The following is a 17,376-nucleotide window of genomic DNA, read 5'->3' as shown; positions in this document are numbered from 1 at the left end:
TGTTCGTATCGAGCAGATAAAACGCCGTGTGCAACATTGATCTGATGTCGATTATCCCGAATTGGACACATTGCGAATCGTACCGCCCGTTGACAGTAAGTGATGAACCCACTTATTTTTCTCCCACCGTTACACCAGCAAGTTGACCAACTGTAAGGATGAGTTACCAAGCATCCTATTAAGGAATACTGCCACGGTATGGCTCAACACTTTGCGAAAAATCCTGACGGTCAGGTGCCACCTATCCCGTGCCCGGATACGCTGGATATGGAAACGCTCCGTCAATTGCCCAATGACCGTCTCGACCAAACGCCGCTCCCGCATGAGTTCCTGAACGTATTCCTTGGGGCGGTCATCCTGCATATTACGGCGCAGTGGGGTTTGCAAATTCAGGCCGATGGCTTGCAACCCTGCTTGGTGGATAGGTCGGATAAACCCCTTATCCCCCGGCATAAGGCCCGTTTGTCCATGCAGGCATTCCCAGATGCCGTCAGCTTCATCATGATTGGCTGCCATCACGTTGATGCCCGTGACCACACCACAACCGCTCACCAACAAGACGGCCTGAAAACCATAGTAGTGCTGGTCTTTGGATGCACAGTAGCCGTAGCCCGCCAATCCCGCGAACAAACGGCAATGGTTCGCACGCCGAAAATTACACAGCTTCAGGGGGAAACCATCCACGCGGTGCACGCCGTTTCCCATCACACCCATTTCCCTGCACAGGTCAGCATGAAGCTGCTGCTTTACCCGCCACAAATGTGCCGCTTGGCGGACATAAGTGCTACGGCTGGGAAGCTTGGGAAACCACTCCAGCCAGTGGCGACGGAAATACTCCCAAGCCTGTTTGTCCTGTTCATATCCCATAAATTCAGCCACCACCTCCAATGTCAGCACTTCGGCATCACTGAAGACCGGGCTGAAACCACGGTGGCGCAAAATAACCGGCAGTTTCTTCAGCCAGTCGTCTATCAGGCAGTACACATGGGTGATAAAGTCTTCCAAGGGCATGGTGTCCTCCTCTCGTTTGGATTCGCTATCCTTGAGGATACCTTGCCCTGCTTAACTTTGGGACGAGGCGATGTATGGAGGCTCAGAGAAAAGTTGCACACGGCGTTTGGTATATTATTTGAAGTATCTGCGGTAGCTTATGGTCGTTGTATGGTCATAATGGTGTGTGCCTTGCAAATAACCTATCATGTTTGCACTTAAAACACCCGGATTATCCAAGGAGAATGTTATGTTCAAAGCGCTAATGCTGAATCAAGTGGAAGGCAAAACCCAAGCCGAAGTACGTCGACTCAATGTAGACGACTTGCCAGAAGGTGAGGTATTGGTGAATGTCGCTTATTCCTCGCTCAATTACAAGGACGGCTTGGCAGTAACGGGAACCGGCAAAATTATCCGTTCGTTTCCGATGGTTCCCGGCATTGATTTCGCGGGGACAGTGGCGGAATCCGCTGATGCGCGTTTCAAGGCAGGTGATCCGGTGATTCTCACCGGCTGGGGTGTGGGCGAACGCCACTGGGGTGGCTTTGCGCAGAAAGCACGCGTGAAAGCGGATTGGCTGGTGCCAATGCCTGCGGGCTTGGATGCGAAGCAAGCGATGATCATCGGCACGGCAGGCTTTACCGCGATGTTGTGCGTGATGGCGTTGGAAGAAGCAGGCGTGACGCCGACTTCCGGCAAAGTGGTGGTGACGGGAGCGGCGGGTGGCGTGGGCAGTGTGTCGGTATTGCTGTTAGCGCAACTCGGCTATCACGTCGTGGCGGTGTCGGGTCGCCCGGAGACGCAAGATTTCCTGACGAGTTTGGGCGCAAAAGAATTCATGACCCGCGAAGAAATGAGTCGCCCGGCACACCCGTTGGAAAGCCAAAATTGGGCGGGTGCGGTGGATGTGGTGGGCGGTAGCACGTTGGCTCGGGTACTGGCAGAGATGCAGTACGGTGGCACGGTGGCGGCGTGTGGGTTGGCGGGCGGTTTCGAGTTGAATACCACGGTGATGCCGTTTATTTTGCGCAATGTGAGTTTGCGCGGGGTGGATTCGGTGAGTTGCCCGCAAGAACGGCGGGTGAAGGTGTGGGAACGCCTTGCGGTGGCGATGCCACCGAGTGCGTATGCTGAGCTGGGTTGCGCGATTGCATTGGAAGAAGTGCCGCAGGCTGCCAAGGATATTTTGGCGGGGCGGATTCAGGGGCGGTTGTTGGTGAATTTGAATTTGTAAGTGTGTGGTTTCGATCTGTTCTGAGGGTAAATATCGTTCTGTTGCGTTTATTGCGTTTGTGCTAGGCTTCCAAGCTCAAGCAGAGGAATAAACTATGATGGGTAATTTAGTCAGACTTCCTACACAGGAAGATGCACAACAGGCAAAAACGACTAGCAGGGTATTGGCAAAATACGCCGACAAAGATCGGCTGCAATTAAAAATTTGTGATGTGGGGCAGGAAAAAACAGAAGATTTGATTGTGCCGGGTTACGCCCTGCATCTTTTGCTCAACATTTTGGCGGAAATGGCGAAAGGCAATGCCATTACCGTTGTACCTGTCCATGCGGAACTCACCACACAAGAAGCAGCCAGCATCCTGAATGTGAGCCGCCCGTACCTGATCAATTTATTGGAACAAAACATTATCCCGTTTCGTAAAGTTGGCAGTCATCGGCGTGTACTGGCTGAAGATGTCTTCAAATACAAAGATCAAGTGGACAAAGACCGTCTTGAAGCCTTGAGCCAATTGGTCAGCCAATCACAGGAACTGGATATGGGATACAACTGATGACTAACAAGTTTTCAGTGGTCTACGATGCTTGTGTGTTGTATCCAGCTCCCCTGCGGGATTTGTTGATGTATCTAGCATTGACCGATTTGTTCAAAGCCCATTGGACAGACAGGATTCATGAGGAATGGATTCGTGCGCTGGTCAGCAAACAAGGGCGTGATCGCAAGGTGCTGGAAAAAATCCGCGACTTGATGGATGCCCATGTTCGGGATGCCAAAGTAACAGGTTATGAATACCTGATTGACACATTGACATTGCCAGACCCGAATGACCGCCACGTACTGGCGGCTGCGATTAAAAGCAATGCCAATGCGATTGTTACCCTGAATTTGAAAGATTTCCCCACGGCTTATCTAGCGGAATTCGACATTGAAATCATCCATCCCGATGACTTCATTACTTACCAGCTTGACCTTGCACCAACGACTGTGTGTCGAGCACTGAAATTACAGCGTGAGAGCCTGAAAAATCCCCCCAAGACCACAGAAGAATTCCTTGCTACATTGCAAAAACAACAACTCCCGCAAACCGTCCATGCGTTGCGAGAATATGCAGACTTTATTTGAAAGGTGATCCGTGGAAAAATCTTGGAAAGAAGCAGATCGAGCGTTGCATTCTGTCCACTTCAAATTCGCCCCATCTGCGCTGGAATGCCGCGATGCGCTGTCTGCCATTGTGCAAATCGGCGATACCTTGTGGGTTGCCAACGACGAAAGCATTCATCTGGAACGCCTCAGCTACCAAGGCTCGGATGCGGATGGCAACCCGCTGTACGCCGCGCATACCCGCTTTGCTTTGCACGATTATTTGTCATTGCCGGTCGCGGCGGATGCAGACGATAACGAAGTCGATGTGGAAGGTTTGGCGTACCACGATAGGTATTTGTGGGTGGTGGGTTCGCACAGCCTCAAGCGCAGCAAGCCTAAAACGGGCAAATTAGCCAGCAAAGGCATTGAGCGTTTAGGGGCTATCGTGCCTGACCCGAACCGCTATTTGATCGCACGAATTCCTTTGGCGCACGTCGGTGGTCTTCCGATATTGCAAGCACCGGGAGCGCATTTGCCGTTACATCTTGACGGCAATGCATTGCTGGAAGCCTTGCGCGATGACCCGCATATCAAGCCTTTCCTGCAAATCCCCGGCAAAGATAACGGCTTCGATGTGGAAGGCTTGGCGGTGATTGGCAAGCGCTTGTTTCTCGGTTTGCGCGGGCCGGTTTTGCGCGGCTGGGCGGTGTTGCTGGAAATCGAGTGTGTGGAAGATGACGACGATCCTACCGTGCTGAAGCTGGCGCGTATTGGCGAAGAAGACCGCCCTTACCGCAAGCATTTCCTGCAATTGGATGGTTTAGGTATCCGCGATTTGTGCGTGCAAGGCGCGAATTTGCTGATTTTGGCAGGGCCGACCATGAGTCTGGATGGCCCGGTGCGGGTTTACCGTTGGCAGGGTGGGGCAAAGCCGAATGGGGAAAGCCTGATTCCTCGCGCTGTGCTGGAGGTGGTGGCGGATATTCCGCACGGTTACGGCAATGATCACGCGGAAGGCATGTGCTTGTTTACGCAAGATAATGCCGAAACCGCGTTGTTGGTGGTGTATGACAATGCAGCAGCAGCGCGTAAGCGTGAGGAGGATGGGGTGCTGGGGGATGTGTTTACGATTTAAGCGAATACACCTTAACATTTCGTAACTTTACCTGATGTCTGCCCTGCTTAAAATGATGGGTAACATTCATCAACCTTGGCCTTTGTGACGTAATGAGGCATGACCTATGAAAGCACAACACCTTTCAGCATTGATTGTGACGACCCTGTTAAGCAGTTTAACCTGGGCAAATGACTCGTTTCAGAACCAGCAACCGCTCATTACCCCCAACATTCAGCTACAGTCGCAGGCCGTGCAGGTCTACACCTTACCGGATGGGCGTTTCCACGCGGAAATCAATTATCAGGATCAGGCTAACGCTACCCGCAAGTTCACTTTTGAAGGCAGCAAGGAAGAAATCCGCCAGCAACTGGCGCAAGTGAACTTGCCGGAAGAGCGCAAGCAGGCGGTGTTGCAGGCACTGGAAATGAGGCCGGATGCATTGTTTGGCAATGTCTTTGGCAACGATTTTCCGTTTGGTCATTCACCGTTCGGTGGTAAAGATCCGTTCGATGATCCGTTTTTCAAAAACAGCCCGTTGAATGATGAATTCTTCCAACAGTTTTTTCAGGATTTACCGTCATTCGGCGCCATACCAGACCTGAAACCCGATGGACAACAAGCGGCACCACCGGCGATTACGTTGCCCGCTCCTGAAAAACCGGCAGAACCTGATACGACCCGGAATAGGGTTTGGCTATAAAGGATTGCCCGATTGAAGGCAACTGACTACAATGCTTTCACATGAAAGCACAATAGAAACGGGAGGGTGCTATGGCTAGTTTAAGCATTCGTAAATTGGAAGACGAAACGCTGCAACGCTTGCGCATTCGTGCTGCACAACATCAGGTGTCGATGGAAGAAGAAGTGCGGCGTATTTTGCGGTTGGCGGTGATGCCACCCGAACGCTTGGGTCGGTTAGCGCAGCAGTTTTTCGGGGAACAGCACGGTGTGGAATTGAATCTGCCTGCCCGTGAAGTCTATGCACCCGTGAGTTTTGACTGATGATCGTGTTAGACACCAATATCATTTCCGAAGTGATGCGCCCACAGCCTTCGTCCGCTGTACTCACATGGCTTGATCAGCAAGATACCCCGAACCTGTTTGTGACCACGATTACCCTTGCCGAAATCCGCTACGGCTTAGGCATCTTGCCGGATGGCGAACGCAAACGCCGACTCACCATGCAATTTGAAGCGTATATTGGGCGATCGTTTGAAGGGCGTATTTTCGATTTCACGGCAAAAGCGGCAAACCATTACGCAGACATCATGAGTTACCGGAGAAACATCGGCTTACCCATGAGTATGGTGGATGGGCAGATTGCGGGAATTGCCAGTGCGCATCATTTTGCAGTTGCTACCCGTAACACCAAAGATTTTGAACAGTGTGGGCTTGAGCTGATTAATCCGTTTGTAATGGAAAACGATTCATGAGCCAGTTTTCGTCACAAAGTAAGGGACAACTCCGCCCACTTTCGACACAAAGTAAGCCATAACCGTATTAATCTTGCTGCCCAACATACTGATTAATCGCCGCCAAAAGCGAGTCCCGCAGAAATTTTCCAGCCGAATAAGTTAGGATGCAGCCTTTTAGCATGTTAGGAGCAGACGGCATGGGTTATCAGCGTCGACCAGTGATTTGGGTAATGTTAGGCGTCGCCGCCATCGGGTTAGTGGCTTGTAAGCCTGCGCCCGACAATTCTAAACCAAGCGCTGGCAAAACAAGCACTGGTGCTGAAACCGTTACCTGCCCCTCACACCAGTGGGTCAAGGCGAGCAATGGTGTTGAGGTGAATTACGCGCATATCTTTTGCGGCGAGTTGAACAATAAGGGGCGGGTAGTCGGTTTCCATTCGCGCCCGCAAGGTAACGACCCTAGCACGGTAGCCAAGGTGCGCATCACCCAAAAACCCAATAAGCAAGGGCTTTACGCGGGGCAATGGGAGTCGGTCGGCAATAAGAGCGAGAACAAATTTTCCACCTTCTACCCAGACCATTGCACCCCGACTCAAGTGATTAATACCATCGGGTACGCCGCTCGCAATCAGCAAGATTGCCCGAAAAGTGCGCCCAATTGGGCATGGTGTGGGGCTAATTCCCCCCAACAGGATCAGTCGGATGCGTATTGCCGCAGTGCTGACGGTACGCCTTACCTGATTGCCGGAGCATCGTCGTCACGCGGCGGTGTTAATACCGCCTTCCCCCTACGCTAACCCGCTGCTTGAGGAGCAATACCCATGATACATGAACACGAATGGCAGCAGTGGCAACAGCAAAGCGCAGGCCACGCCGCCACTGCCGCTTTTTTGCTGCTGGACGTACAAACCAACCTGACCATGCTGGAAATCTTGCAGGCAGCGTTCGATAAGATCAAAGGAAATCCCGATGCGGAGCCTTATTCCCTCAGTGGCAATAGCTATTTCATCCAGCTACAGCCACATCGGGTTTTGATTGAGGAATTGTATGGCGATGATTTCGCCGAACCCATCGCGATCAGTTTGGATGATTTTAGTGATGCCTTGGCGTATTGGCACACCCAACTCTAACGCCGTGTGCAACTTTTCTCTGAGCCTCCATACATCGCCTCGTCCCAAAGTTAAGCAGGGCAAGGTATCCTCAAGGATAGCGAATCCAAACGAGAGGAGGACACCATGCCCTTGGAAGACTTTATCACCCATGTGTACTGCCTGATAGACGACTGGCTGAAGAAACTGCCGGTTATTTTGCGCCACCGTGGTTTCAGCCCGGTCTTCAGTGATGCCGAAGTGCTGACATTGGAGGTGGTGGCTGAATTTATGGGATATGAACAGGACAAACAGGCTTGGGAGTATTTCCGTCGCCACTGGCTGGAGTGGTTTCCCAAGCTTCCCAGCCGTAGCACTTATGTCCGCCAAGCGGCACATTTGTGGCGGGTAAAGCAGCAGCTTCATGCTGACCTGTGCAGGGAAATGGGTGTGATGGGAAACGGCGTGCACCGCGTGGATGGTTTCCCCCTGAAGCTGTGTAATTTTCGGCGTGCGAACCATTGCCGTTTGTTCGCGGGATTGGCGGGCTACGGCTACTGTGCATCCAAAGACCAGCACTACTATGGTTTTCAGGCCGTCTTGTTGGTGAGCGGTTGTGGTGTGGTCACGGGCATCAACGTGATGGCAGCCAATCATGATGAAGCTGACGGCATCTGGGAATGCCTGCATGGACAAACGGGCCTTATGCCGGGGGATAAGGGGTTTATCCGACCTATCCACCAAGCAGGGTTGCAAGCCATCGGCCTGAATTTGCAAACCCCACTGCGCCGTAATATGCAGGATGACCGCCCCAAGGAATACGTTCAGGAACTCATGCGGGAGCGGCGTTTGGTCGAGACGGTCATTGGGCAATTGACGGAGCGTTTCCATATCCAGCGTATCCGGGCACGGGATAGGTGGCACCTGACCGTCAGGATTTTTCGCAAAGTGTTGAGCCATACCGTGGCAGTATTCCTTAATAGGATGCTTGGTAACTCATCCTTACAGTTGGTCAACTTGCTGGTGTAACGGTGGGAGAAAAATAAGTGGGTTCATCACTTACTGTCAACGGGCGGTACGATTCGCAATGTGTCCAATTCGGGATAATCGACATCAGATCAATGTTGCACACGGCGTTACCAAGGTAAATTCTTAGGTCAGCATCAGAGCATTGGTCTTGATTCAGCAACACTTTGACTGAAATACCAGCATCACAACATTTGTTATTTTTCAGCGTATCGACACAGTACTAACTATAAGATCAAAACCTTACGCTGATAGATATTCTTATCTGGCAATGAGCGTATGACTGGTCTATTTTAGTAAACACATCAAGGGAGCCTCATGAGAATCTGTTGACAATCATGTTAAATTATTAACTTCTAATTATCTAACCTAACAATAACTCAGATTTTTAGAAACAATCATTAACACAATAGTTATCTTAATTGCGCAAAAAAAAGCGCAAAACTGAACATTTTACTGGCGTAGCGAGGGGAGACACCAGCCGTAGCGGAAAACCGCAATCGTGCGTGGGAGAATCAAAAGTGTGACAACGACTCATACTAACCATATTGGTATTGATAAAGGGTCTGAAAAGCATCAAGGTAACAACTGGGAAAACACCCCAAACGGAGTTGGGCGGCAACAGGAATTGTTGGGCTATCTGTGTGAAAGTGAAACATTAGCACAACATGTGCTAAGCATTTCACCGAATAGTCCCCTGATGGAACATGCCGTGCAACTGTGTCAGGGCTATGTGAAAATCCTGTTGGACCTGCATCATTCATGGCAACGCTTGCAGTATGCTCACAATCAAGAAACCAGTGTAGCTAACCAGTTAAAACGGATGCAGGAAATCTGTAAGCAGATCAGAACCAGAGCCGATGCAGAAATTGATGAGCGCGAGGTATTGCAGGCTCACTACTGGGATAATATTGGCAGGCTAATTGATGAAGTGCTGCACTTGCCCCAACAGGAACTTACTCACGAGTCCCCCCCACCCTTTGTCTCTCCTTTAGCAAAAGGTAGCACCCCACAAACACATGTCGCCGATTATGACGCACCACCCCCTTTGCAAAAGAAGGAACGAGCTGAAATTTCTTCTGCTGAGCAAGAATTAAAACTGTCGGTACACCTATTCGGAGAATTTAAAGCCAGCCTACATAACCGCGAAATCAAGCGTTGGCCTCGCGGCAAAGGACAGAAAATTTTCAAATATTTGCTACTTCACCGCGCCGCGCCAGTGCGCAAAGAACGCTTGATGGAAACCTTCTGGACGGAAATTGACGCACGTGCTGCGCGCAATAATCTCAATGTTTCCATTTATTACCTGCGTCAGGACTTATCCCGCTACCATAAGACCTTTACGTTTGTGAGTTACAAGGATGACTGTTATTCCATCAATCCAGCCTTGTCCCTGTGGGTAGATACAGAAGCCTTCGACCAGCATATCAAAATAGCGCAACAACACGACACTCGCAATGATACCACGCAGGCAATTGCCAGCTACCGTCTTGCCGAAGCCTTGTATCAGGGAGATTGCTTACTGGAGGATGATGAAGAATGGGCAAGCCTAATCCGTCAAGCATACAGAATGAAATACCTAAGTGTACTGGAATATCTAGGGGATAGGATGATGGAAGCAGGCGAATATCAGGAATGTGCCACGTTATGGCAAAAAGCGGTGATGTTGGATAGCTGTAACGAAAAAGCCCATCGGCGCATCATGCGCTGTTACCTGAAAATGGGGCAACGGCAGATGGCACAACGGCAATATCAAGTCTGTGAAGCCGCATTGAAAAAGGAACTCAATCTGGAGCCTTGCGCAAAAACCATTCAGCTACTCAATCAAATCCGTCAAACAGCTAAATAATAGCAGCTATTCATCCTCCTCTCTGACGCCGAACAAGCTAGTAAGTTTCCCCAACAAACGCATACCGATCCAGCCACACGGGGCTTCAACCTCCAAACCTGACCACTCATTGGAGTCGGCTTCGTCATCTTTTTCCACATCCATTTGCGTCACTAGGGTTCTGAACTGCTGCTGCTCATTTTTGGTCTCAGTCTGCGCCTGATACTCAACAATAAATGTTCCTAACGATTCCCAGCCATCATTAACCTTCATTTTTAGGTTTCCTCCATGACCCTGATACTTGGTCCTTTCACCAAATCAGGGCAGCTACCTGCGGCATCCGGTGTTACCGATAGCCAGGTCTCATAATCACCCGCTGGCAATTGCAATGCTTCCAAATAGGCGATTTCGATATTTTTACCCACCGGCAGTTGGCGTTGCCTGTCACCCTGCAAGCACATTGTTTCCTGATAACTGCCGCAGGGTATGACGTGACACCCTGCATGATAGCCCCCCAATGACTTATCTTTGGATGCCGATAAACCTTCCAGCGTAAACTCAATGTCCAGATCAAAGTTGCTGCTCGCCGCTAACATAATCTGTTGAACCTGTATAAAGGGAGGTTCTGCCCGAAGCGAACCTGAAGGTGAGCGTATCTGATAAGCGAGTATACGGGCATTCAAAGGAGCTGCTGGTAGTGTCTCCAACGGTGTTTGTCTATTCTCGATACCTTGAATTGCCAAGATTTCATCCAGACGTTGCTGCATCCACTCACACGGCTTGATACGCTCGATACTGCCCCATTCTTCTGTACGGGCGGTATCAGTTTCCACATCCATCTGGGTAACAAGGGTTTTGAACCGCTGCTTATCGGTTTCATCGACATAAGTTTGATAATCAACGATAAAAGTCGCCAGTGACTTGCAGTCATAACCGTTACCATTGGCTCTAGGTACGGCTGCACTAAGCGCATCACTTTTTGCAGCAGATTTCTTTCTTTGACTCATGGTGTATTCCTACCCTCAGTGCTGTTACAGATATTGGACTTGCAGCTTAATGTCTGGTGATTAAACACCACTTAAAACTTGCATAGATATTTCTCAAATCTGCCTAAGTACTTACCTAAGTAACCGTGCCTAAGCTTAACCCCAAGCCGACAACAGAGGTTGCCGGTCTAAAATCCCCCTTCCACCTAACGGCTAAGAAGCGGGAACAATCCGTTGTTAAATTGGAGATTAGTATTATGAACTGTACATTTAAATGCGTTATGGAGTTTCCACCTGCATTCCGGGATCAACTGAGAGCTACTATTGGGGTAGATTTACTGGAAGCACCCGATTATGCGCCGGTAAACATCATCAACAAAGATGGAAAATACACCGTCAGGGTATGTGTTGAACTGGCTGCTGCGATCAAGAAGCTGATCTGCGGCACATGGTGTATCTGCGTTGCCGCAGAATCCATTGGCACAGGAGCGGATCGCGATAAATGTGTCGAGTTGCCAATGGACAATTGCAACCCGGCTCCAGATTGCGTTGACATTGATATTCCTGGTGAGTGGCTCGCAGGCGACAGTGCTAAATGTGGCAAAGTCTTCTACTTGGTGGTCACAGTAGTCGCTCTGGATAATTGTGACAAGAAACCTATTGGCATTGCCGGTTTCTGCCGTGTAGGTCCCGTAATGGTTTATGGCTAACAATAAATAAACCAGTCAAACACATTAAGTTCTTAACCCCGCAAGCATTGCGGGGTTCTTTTATTGTATCAATGCGCCTCATCCCAATTATTCCCCACCCCACTCTCCACCAACAATGGCACTGCTAACGCTGCGGCATTCGTCATTAGCGCAACCACGTGTTCGCGCACCGTTGCCATTTCGTTTTCCGGCACTTCAAACACCAGTTCATCGTGCACCTGCATAATCATTTTGGTGCGTAAGCCGCTGTTTTGCAGCCATGCATCCACCGCCAGCATCGCTTTCTTAATAATATCTGCCGCAGTGCCTTGCATTGGCGCATTAATCGCCGTGCGCTCTGCATACTGACGGGTAGCGGCATTTTTTGAATGAATATCCGGCAGGAATAAACGCCGCCCGAACAGCGTTTCCACATAGCCTTGGGCGCGTGCCTGTTCGCGGGTGTCATCCATGTACTGTTTCACACCGGGGTAACGGGCGAAATACAGATTGACGTAATCTTGCGCATCACGCCGATCCACGCCCAACTGTTTTGCCAAACCAAACGCCGACATCCCGTAAATCAGCCCGAAGTTAATCGCCTTCGCCGCTCGACGTTGTTCCGTGGTCACGTCCGCCAACGGTGTGCCGAAGACTTCCGCAGCCGTGGCGCGATGCACATCCAGCCCTTGCGCAAACGCATTCAGCAAACCGGCATCACGCGACAAATGCGCCATAATGCGTAATTCGATCTGGGAATAATCCGCCGCCAGCAATTGACAGCCGCTTTCCGCGATAAACGCTTGGCGAATGCGCCGCCCTTCTTCAGTGCGAATCGGGATATTCTGCAAATTTGGGTCTGACGACGACAACCGCCCGGTCGAAGCCACCGCCTGATGGTAAGAGGTATGCACGCGCCCGGTACGCGGGTTAATTTGCTGCGGCAATTTGTCGGTGTACGTGGATTTGAGTTTCGCCAACCCACGATGCACCAAAATCAGCTTAGGTAATTCATGCCCCATATCCGCGAGTTCTTCCAACACGTCTTCGGCGGTAGACGGCTGACCCTTGGGCGTTTTGCGCGGCGCGGTCAAACCGAGCTTGGTGTAAAGGATTTCCCCCAATTGCTTGGGTGAGGCAAGGTTAAATTCCTGCCCCGCCGCCGCGTAAGCCTCCAACATCACGGAATGCATCCGCGTTTCGAGTTCTTGGCTGTGACGCGCCAACATCGCCGCGTCGACTTTCACGCCATTGCGCTCAATCGTCGACAGCACGCTCACCAGCGGCACTTCCACGCTTTCGTAGAGCTTGCGCTGCCCGTCGAGGGCTTGCAGTTGCGCCCAGAAATGCTGATGCAAGCGCAGGGTGTAATCGGCATCTTCCGCCGCATACGGGGTGGCTTGTTCCAACGCAACTTGGTTAAACGTCAGTTGGTTTTTGCCCTTACCGGCAATGTCGGCAAAGCTGATGGTGGTGTGGTTGAGGTGTTTGGCGCACAGCGTGTCGAAATCGTGACGGCTGGCGGTCGAATCCAGCACATACGATTGCAGCATGGTGTCGTGCGCAATGCCGCGCAAGGTAATCCCGTGATTCATCAAGACGCTGCGGTCGTATTTGAGGTTTTGCCCGATTTTGCGAATAGTGGGGTCTTCCAGCAATGGCTTGAGTTGCGCCAACACTGCTTCGCGGTTGAGTTGTGGCGGTGCGCCGAGGTAATCGTGCGCCAATGGCAGGTAAGCGGCTTCGCCCGCCGCAATCGCAAAAGACACGCCAACGATTTCAGCTTCCATGTAATCGAGGCTGGTGGTTTCGGTGTCGAAGGCGAATTCGGCGGCGGCTTGCAGGCGGGTTAGCCAAGCGTCTAGGTCGGGTTGGGTGAGGATGGTGGTGTAGGTTGCGGCGGGAGCGGGAGAAATAGATTGATTACCTTCCTCTGCTTTTTCCTCCTTATCCAACCCCGCCAACCGCGTCCGAAACCCATACCGCTCATACAGCGCCCGCAAGGTTTCCACGTCCGGCGGAGCAAACGCCAACGTTTCCGGCTGCAAATCCAGTTCCACATCGCACTTAATCGTGACCAGCTCGAAAGACAGCGGTAAATGCGCCAAGGCTTCACGCAGGTTTTCGCCGATTTTGCCTTTGAACTCGGCGGCTCGTGCCATAATGTTTTCCAGCGAACCGTATTCGTCCAGCCATTTGACCGCTGTTTTAGGGCCAACTTTGTTGACACCGGGGACGTTATCCACGGTATCGCCAATCAGCGCGAGGTAATCGCGGATGCGTTCTGGCGCAACCCCGAATTTTTCCACCACGCCAGCGGGGTCGGCGTAATGCCCGCTCATGGTATTGATCAGGTGAACGCGCTCATCTACCAATTGCGCCATGTCTTTGTCGCCGGTGGAAATAATCACTTTGCCATCGTATTGCACCGCTAACGTGCCGATTACGTCATCGGCTTCCACGTCAGGAATAATCAGCAGCGGGTAGCCTTGCGCTCGAATAATCGTCAGCAAGGGTTCAATCTGGCAGCGCAAATCGTCCGGCATCGGCGGGCGGTTGGCTTTGTATTGCGGGTAAAGGTCATCGCGGAAGGTTTTGCCGGGTGCGTCGAAAATCACCGCCATGTGTTCGGGGTCGTAATCCTTGCGCAATTTATCCAGCATATTCAATACGCCGTGCATTGCGCCGGTGGGTTCGCCGTGTGCATTGGTCAGCGGGGGGAGCGCGTGGAAAGCGCGGAACAGGTAGGATGAACCGTCCACGAGGACGAGCGGTTTGCGGCTATTGCTTGGCATAGGGGTTTGCATGATGCTGGGTAAAAGCCAGAGTATAGCGGTTTCTGGGCGCGTTCGTTATTCCCGAAACTGTTCGCGCTCTAAGCCGTATTTTTTCATTTTGTCGGTCAGGGTTTTGCGTGGCACATCCAGCGCATCCATCACCGCACGGGTATTGCCCTGATGGTGATTTAATGCCTGTGCAATCAAGGTTTTCTCGAAACACGCCACTTGTTCGGTCAAAGACAGCCCTTCCAGCCGATCACCCGCGTTCATCAAAGTTGTAAGCCTCCCCCAATAGCACATAACGCTCGGCAATATTGCGCAATTCGCGGATATTCCCCGGCCAGTCATGCCCCATCAATACGTGCAAGGCGCGGCTATTCAGCGGCGGCACTTCGGTTTCACAACGCGCCGCCGCAATCAACACGAAATGCTGGAACAGCAAGGGAATGTCTTCGCGCCGCGCTCGCAGCGGGGGAATTTCCAGCGTCACCACATTCAGGCGGTAATACAAATCGCGGCGAAATTCCGCGCGTTCGGCAGCATCTTTCAAATCGACCTTGGTGGCGGCGATGACCCGAATATCCAGCGGAATCAGCTTGTTCGACCCCAGTCGTTCAATCTGGCGTTCTTGCAGCACCCGCAATAACGGCGCTTGCGTGGTCAGCGGCATTCCTTCGATTTCATCCAGAAACAGCGTGCCGCCATTGGCGTGTTCAAACTTGCCAATGCGCTTGCCTTTTGCGCCGGTGAATGCGCCTGCTTCATGCCCGAATAATTCACTGTCCAACAAACTGGCGGGAATCGCCGCGCAGTTAATCGCCACGTAATTGTGATCGCGGCGCTGGCTTTGTTCGTGGATAGAACGCGCCACCAACTCTTTGCCGGTGCCGGTTTCACCCATGACCAACACATCGGCATTCACATTCGCAATGCGGGTAATCATTTTACGCAACAGCATAATCGCCGGGGTTTGCCCAATAATGCGCGGGCCGGGGCGGGTTTGATTGGCTAAGGCTTCTTTCAAAGCGCGATTTTCTAAGGTAAGGCGGCGCTTATCACCGGCGCGTTTCAACACCTCCACCAATTGCGTATTGGAAAACGGTTTTTCCAGTAAATCGTAACCGCCGTTGCGAATCGCACTGACTGCCGTTGCTACATCTGCGTGTCCGCTAATCAAAATTACTGGCAAGTCGCGGTCAATGCGCAAGACCTGTTGCAGAAATTCCAAGCCATCCATTTCCGGCATTCGGATGTCGGAAATAATCACGCCCTCGAATTCCGCCGTGATTAATGGCAAAGCGTCAACGGCGCGGCTAAACGTTTGCACTTCATTCCCCGCCAGCAGCAGCGATTGCGCTGTGGCATCGCGGACTGTTTTTTCATCATCAACCAACAGAACATTCGGGGCAATCATTCGGTCTCTCCGGCGGCGGCTTGTTGCAAGGTGAGCGTGAATATTGCACCACCTTGCGGTGCATTGGCTACCCGTAACTGCCCGTTCATGTCACGCGCCAGCCGGTAAGAAATCGACAAGCCCAGCCCCAAGCCTTTGCCAATAATTTTAGTGGTGAAAAACGCTTCAAATACATGTGGCATGGCGGCTTCGCTAATTCCCGTGCCGTTATCACGCACGCTAATGTCCACCTGCTCGGCGTGTGCTTGCAACGTTACCCACACCCGTGGTTCGGCTTGTTCTTCCACGGCTTCGGCGGCATTGCTGATTAAATTCACCAGAATTTGTTCCAACCACACCAAATCGGCTTGCACGTAGCGCGTTGCAGCATCGCGCTGTTGCGCCAACACAATGCGGGTTTGCGCCAATTTGGGTTGCACAATGCTTAATGCCGAATCCAATGCCCAGTGCAAATCACACGTCTCAATTTGCCCGGCACTTTTGCGCGAAAAGGTTTTCAACTGGCGAGTAATGGTCGCCATACGCTCGGTCAGGCTGACAATTTCCAGCAAATTGTGGTGCGCCATTTCCGGCTTGCCAATGGCGAGAAATTGCGTGGCATTGTCGGCATACGCCCGAATCGCGGTCAGCGGGTTATTCAGTTCATGATTGATGCCAGCGGAAAGCTGCCCCAATGCTGCCATTTTCGCGGCTTGCACCAATTCTTCTTGGGTGTGTTGTAATTCGCGGGTGCGTTCGGCGACTTTTGCCTCCAAATCTTCGCGGGCTTTTTGCTCGTATTCACGGCGTTGGCGCTGATTTTTCCACAGCACGTACACCAGCAATAAAGTCAGCAACAGCATGAAAGCGGTCATTGCCACCGTTACCACCACCGGACGGGTGACGCTGCGCCAATCGGTGAGAATGTAGACATTCCAATCAATAAACGGCATGGCGCGTTTGTGCACTAAATAATCGTATGTGCCGGTATCCACCCGTTGCAATTCCAACGCAGGGTCAATCCGCGAGCGCCAAGACAAAGGGTTAAGGGCTTGCTGATCGTAACGCTGATTGTGAAATAAGGCCGCTTGCGTCAACGCTGACAACGGCTGCAAGGTTTGCAAACGCCATGTTTCTTGGCTGGACATAAACACCACACCGTTTAAATCCGTCACCATGAATTCGGCACTGTCTTGCTGCCATTGCGCCTCTTGGGTATTGATGTCCACTTTAACCACCATCACGCCCAAGGGCTTACCCTGTGCATCCGGGATGGCATGAGCGAAATAATAGCCGCGTTTTTTCGAGGTTGTCCCCAAAGCATAATAACGCCCCAGTTGCCCTTGCATCGCCTGCTGAAAATATTGCCGAAACGCAAAATTTTTACCGATGAAGGAGGCTTGGGTATTCCAATTACTTGCGGCAATGGTCATGCCATCGGCGCGCATCAGGTAAATATCCGCTGTTCTAGCAATCCGGTTCGCCGTTTCCAGGGTACGGTTGAAAGCCGCTAAGCGTTCAGGGTCGGGAGTGGCGTTGGCTAAGAGCGCACGGGCGGCGGGGGCTTGCCCCAATAATTCTGGCAGATAACCGTGTTTTTCCAATTCGACAGTGAGTTGCCCCACCAATTGCTGGGACAACGCCTCGGTTTTTTGCTGCAAACGTTCGGCGGCGTTTTGGTGTACCGCGTAATAAACCGTGGCTAACGTGAGCGTTGCCAACAGCACGATTGCCACTAACGCAACCGTGC

The 17,376-nt window shown here is 51.6% G+C and carries 17 protein-coding genes and 1 pseudogene; 12 read left to right on the top strand and 6 right to left on the bottom strand.

The features are described 5' to 3' along the window. Window positions 1-129: 129 nt before the first annotated feature. Entirely contained in the window at window positions 130-1,011 is an 882-nt protein-coding gene (locus tag L3K52_04520) for an IS982 family transposase (GenBank protein UOG93000.1), read from the bottom strand. A 229-nt stretch (window positions 1,012-1,240) separates the two neighbouring features. Between L3K52_04520 and L3K52_04515 the strand changes: the two genes are divergently transcribed. From L3K52_04515 to L3K52_04465, 11 genes are all read left to right on the top strand, one after another. Then, window positions 1,241-2,224: an oxidoreductase gene (locus L3K52_04515; protein UOG92999.1), complete on the top strand. Its 984-nt coding sequence runs from the start codon at window positions 1,241-1,243 to the stop codon at window positions 2,222-2,224. Between the two features lie 94 nt (window positions 2,225-2,318). Beyond that, entirely contained in the window at window positions 2,319-2,774 is a 456-nt protein-coding gene (locus tag L3K52_04510) for a helix-turn-helix domain-containing protein (protein UOG92998.1), read from the top strand. Then, the gene (locus L3K52_04505) at window positions 2,774-3,343 is read left to right on the top strand and encodes a PIN domain-containing protein (GenBank protein ID UOG92997.1); all 570 of its coding nucleotides are present in this window, start codon (window positions 2,774-2,776) and stop codon (window positions 3,341-3,343) included. The genes L3K52_04510 and L3K52_04505 overlap by 1 nt, the downstream gene beginning before the upstream one ends. A gap of 10 nt (window positions 3,344-3,353) precedes the next feature. Beyond that, a complete protein-coding gene (locus L3K52_04500) occupies window positions 3,354-4,439 on the top strand; it encodes a DUF3616 domain-containing protein (protein ID UOG92996.1) in 1,086 nt (361 codons plus the stop codon). Window positions 4,440-4,545: 106 nt separating this feature from the next. Further along, a complete protein-coding gene (locus tag L3K52_04495) occupies window positions 4,546-5,121 on the top strand; it encodes a hypothetical protein (GenBank protein UOG92995.1) in 576 nt (191 codons plus the stop codon). A 71-nt stretch (window positions 5,122-5,192) separates the two neighbouring features. Next, a complete protein-coding gene (locus L3K52_04490; GenBank protein ID UOG92994.1) occupies window positions 5,193-5,423 on the top strand; it encodes a hypothetical protein in 231 nt (76 codons plus the stop codon). Further along, window positions 5,423-5,854 carry a type II toxin-antitoxin system VapC family toxin gene (locus L3K52_04485; GenBank protein ID UOG92993.1) on the top strand — a complete coding sequence of 144 codons (432 nt, stop codon included), beginning with the start codon at window positions 5,423-5,425 and terminating at the stop codon, window positions 5,852-5,854. Before L3K52_04490 ends, L3K52_04485 begins: the two co-directional genes overlap by 1 nt. A gap of 161 nt (window positions 5,855-6,015) precedes the next feature. Next, window positions 6,016-6,633, top strand: coding sequence for an EndoU domain-containing protein (locus L3K52_04480; GenBank protein UOG92992.1), 618 nt, complete (start codon window positions 6,016-6,018; stop codon window positions 6,631-6,633). A 24-nt stretch (window positions 6,634-6,657) separates the two neighbouring features. Continuing rightward, window positions 6,658-6,966 carry a hypothetical protein gene (locus tag L3K52_04475; GenBank protein UOG92991.1) on the top strand — a complete coding sequence of 103 codons (309 nt, stop codon included), beginning with the start codon at window positions 6,658-6,660 and terminating at the stop codon, window positions 6,964-6,966. A 105-nt stretch (window positions 6,967-7,071) separates the two neighbouring features. Then, entirely contained in the window at window positions 7,072-7,953 is an 882-nt protein-coding gene (locus tag L3K52_04470; protein UOG92990.1) for an IS982 family transposase, read from the top strand. A gap of 520 nt (window positions 7,954-8,473) precedes the next feature. Next, window positions 8,474-9,799, top strand: coding sequence for a hypothetical protein (locus L3K52_04465; GenBank protein UOG92989.1), 1,326 nt, complete (start codon window positions 8,474-8,476; stop codon window positions 9,797-9,799). 6 nt (window positions 9,800-9,805) lie between these two features. Here the strand turns inward: L3K52_04465 and L3K52_04460 are convergent, their stop codons facing one another. Together L3K52_04460 and L3K52_04455 are read right to left on the bottom strand one after the other, a co-directional pair. Continuing rightward, window positions 9,806-10,051, bottom strand: a complete 246-nt coding sequence (locus L3K52_04460; protein ID UOG92988.1) for a hypothetical protein — start codon at window positions 10,049-10,051, stop codon at window positions 9,806-9,808. A 2-nt stretch (window positions 10,052-10,053) separates the two neighbouring features. Continuing rightward, window positions 10,054-10,785, bottom strand: a complete 732-nt coding sequence (locus L3K52_04455; protein UOG92987.1) for a hypothetical protein — start codon at window positions 10,783-10,785, stop codon at window positions 10,054-10,056. A gap of 236 nt (window positions 10,786-11,021) precedes the next feature. Between L3K52_04455 and L3K52_04450 the strand changes: the two genes are divergently transcribed. Continuing rightward, complete coding sequence (locus L3K52_04450; protein ID UOG92986.1) at window positions 11,022-11,474, top strand: hypothetical protein; 453 nt, start codon at window positions 11,022-11,024, stop codon at window positions 11,472-11,474. 68 nt (window positions 11,475-11,542) lie between these two features. Here the strand turns inward: L3K52_04450 and polA are convergent, their stop codons facing one another. The 3 genes and pseudogenes from polA to L3K52_04435 all read right to left on the bottom strand — a co-directional run bounded on the left by polA (window position 11,543) and on the right by L3K52_04435 (window position 17,362). Then, the gene (gene polA, locus L3K52_04445; protein UOG92985.1) at window positions 11,543-14,248 is read right to left on the bottom strand and encodes a DNA polymerase I; all 2,706 of its coding nucleotides are present in this window, start codon (window positions 14,246-14,248) and stop codon (window positions 11,543-11,545) included. Window positions 14,249-14,305: 57 nt separating this feature from the next. Next, window positions 14,306-15,647 (bottom strand): annotated as a pseudogene (locus L3K52_04440) (sigma-54 dependent transcriptional regulator). Next, window positions 15,644-17,362: an ATP-binding protein gene (locus L3K52_04435; GenBank protein ID UOG92984.1), complete on the bottom strand. Its 1,719-nt coding sequence runs from the start codon at window positions 17,360-17,362 to the stop codon at window positions 15,644-15,646. Before L3K52_04435 ends, L3K52_04440 begins: the two are co-directional and overlap by 4 nt. Between the last annotated feature and the right edge of the window lie 14 nt (window positions 17,363-17,376).

It is taken from the genome of Candidatus Thiothrix sulfatifontis (assembly GCA_022828425.1).
In the GTDB taxonomy this organism is placed as follows: domain Bacteria; phylum Pseudomonadota; class Gammaproteobacteria; order Thiotrichales; family Thiotrichaceae; genus Thiothrix; species Thiothrix sulfatifontis.
The sequence above is the reverse complement of the archived record's forward strand: the minus strand, read 5'-3'. Positions and strand labels throughout refer to the sequence as shown.